General features: G+C 46.2%; 2 protein-coding genes. Both read right to left on the minus strand.

Annotation, left to right across the window (positions count from 1 at the left end):
• Positions 1-809 (minus strand): hypothetical protein (locus tag ASG16_RS00885; protein WP_111914336.1); only part of this gene is annotated, 809 nt, incomplete at its 3' end.
• A gap of 2 nt (positions 810-811) precedes the next feature.
• Positions 812-2,122: DUF4815 domain-containing protein (locus ASG16_RS00890; protein ID WP_114544005.1), on the minus strand; the 1,311-nt coding region annotated here is incomplete at its 5' end.

The following is a 2,122-nucleotide window of genomic DNA, read 5'->3' on the forward strand; positions in this document are numbered from 1 at the left end:
GCCATCGGGATTAGACTTACACTTGACTGGACGACTGGTGACGAACCAGATGTCTTAAATAAAGCCCGCACATGCACCTTGTTCGTTGGCTGCGTTAACCATGTCACATCCAGATCATCAAGTGCATACCAATTTTGCTCATCTATGGAGTATTGCCACAACAGCGCCGAATTTCGAGGTACAAGTTGACTTGCTGAAAGGACAAGTTGAGTCACTTGGTTGGCAGACACCGGATTAAATTGGAGTTTTGCGTCGTTCATGAATTTTGCTCCGTAAAGCTTAAACTTTAAATCGGAGTCTTGGTGTGCTGTCCATGCCGAACCGTTGGAGCTTGAAAACAGTACACCCACGTCATATGGCTGGCGTGAAACAGTTTTCCTAGATAGGAGGTCTTGTGCACTCATTCGCGCTACAAACGCTCTATATTGACTAGAAGGCGTCAGAAGCACGATCGCATACTCCGTATTCGCCTGTAGTAAGATCGGCTCAGGAAACCTTACCTTTGTTGCCCTACTACTATCATTGGATACGTTCACCTGAGAAGAATTGATCGCTACTGAAGATAAGATCGTCATGGAAGGATAACCATTCACTACTGTGCGAAGTTGTACCGTTAAGTCCGCTACCGGGTCCTTCGAACCCAAGTACAAATCAACTGATGTCACAAACCGCTCATCTGTGAGCATAAAGGTCTGTGCAAGTGGATCAGTCAGTCGCCAAGATGGAATCTGCCAAAACGTCTGCTCGACCACCTGCTTCCTACCAGTCCCTACATAAGACGCTTTCGCTTCATTTTGTTTGGTAACCATCCTTACACCTCGTTCCAGAAATAGACTTCACGGGTTCCTGTGCGTACATTAGCTGGGATTATAAATGTGCAACTGAATCGTCCTTGAGCATTCGCTCTCACTGTGTTGGGCAGCGTACCGGCTGCCGATCCGTTTATCGGAGTAAGGTTTACCGGGATGCCATCAAATGTCGCCTTGATATTGTCACTGTTCGGTTCAAAACCTTCCCCGACCACTGTTACCTCACGCTGCCGTATGAATGGAACTTGTTCATCTAAAATGACCTTTGTTTCAGTCCGAGTCGTTCCCGTCGATCTCCAATCCGCCCACCATCCCCAAACGGATTGTGTAACTGTTGACGTCTCCACCCAGGTATCATGAGAAGGGGTCAAACGAATTGTGGCCAAATTCCCGAACACTTGATATGGATTTACATTCATGGTTTCTGTTGCAAAAGGTTGATCAATGAGTACCTCTTCGGTATATGGCAAGGTAATTAACCGCTCATGGAATCGCACGGTAGATGCTGCTTGATTTACTTGCATCTCTATAAAGCTATTCTCAACTGCTAACTGTACCGTTTTTTCACGCGGGTTAATCATTGCGTTAAAGTCAGGATGGGTAACGTCGGAGCGTTCAAAATTGGTGAAGTTATCTGTAAAAACACCCTTTTTCGCTAGTGACGGATCAGAGTTTTGCGCCGCCCGATCCAGGTCTGCCAACGCTTGGTTGTACTCTGCACGTTCTAAACGATCAAGGAGAGAACGCAGCTCGAGCATCGTCAATCGTTTAGGTTTCCGATTCGAAACTACAACAGCATCTGAATTTGGAGGTAGATAAAGCTCTCCTAGTTCTAAGACATCGGGTGGTGAAGAAGGAGGGTAAGGATTCATGTCCGACTGACCATGTATGACATGAACTTCTCCTTGATAAGTAAGGTAGTAAACATCTTTCCGCCCGAGAAAAAATTCATAGGTCGTCTGGAAAGTCGAGTTCGGTACAGGCCTATCACTTCCAAGCCATTTTACCCCGTTGTTATCCAACGTTACATCTGTCCCAATAACCATCAGTTTTGTATAGCGATACGTGACTGTATACGACGTCCCACCTGATGGCTCGGCACCTGCCAATGACCAGTCTACGGCATCACCTGAGAGTTGAAAGTCTGTCCCTTTGACATAACTTGTACTGCCGGCCTGTATCGAAACAATATCTACAACAGGTGTCATTGGTAAAAGGTCTGAGGTTCCTGCCACATTTCCCCGAGTAATTGTCTGTGTCTTCTCTACGGTTGCTGTAACCGTCTGTAAAGCTTTCACAGGCTTTGAATTTAG

Source organism: Brevibacillus sp. Leaf182 (assembly GCF_001423865.2).
Taxonomy (GTDB): Bacteria; Bacillota; Bacilli; order Brevibacillales; family Brevibacillaceae; genus Brevibacillus; species Brevibacillus brevis_C.